At 62.0% G+C, this 250-nt stretch carries 1 protein-coding gene; it reads right to left on the bottom strand.

Annotation, left to right across the window (positions count from 1 at the left end):
• On the bottom strand, window positions 1–231 hold a 231-nt coding region (locus RVY79_RS20900), incomplete at its 3' end, for a hypothetical protein (RefSeq protein WP_317466524.1).
• Window positions 232–250: the final 19 nt, after the last annotated feature.

Raw genomic sequence — 250 nt, 5'->3', positions numbered from 1 at the left:
CACCACTTTGCACGTGCCTGTATCGGCCTCGGCCCCGGGTTTGAACGCGGTGCAGTCTGCGCACCGGTGTCCTTCCTTGGGGCTGTCCTGATAATGCAATATCGCCTTGTTGCCGTTATCGGCCTCGGCGCGTTGGCTGTGAAACACAATGCGGGTCAGCATCACGGCGCCCAGCGCGCCGGCACCATGGCGGAGCATCTTCCGCCGCGAGAGGATCTTGTTCGGGTTCATGGTCTTGACTCCCAGGTCA

This window comes from Chromohalobacter sp. HP20-39 (assembly GCF_033052815.1).
In the GTDB taxonomy this organism is placed as follows: Bacteria; Pseudomonadota; Gammaproteobacteria; order Pseudomonadales; family Halomonadaceae; genus Chromohalobacter.
This window is presented reverse-complemented; position numbering and strand designations above follow the sequence as displayed.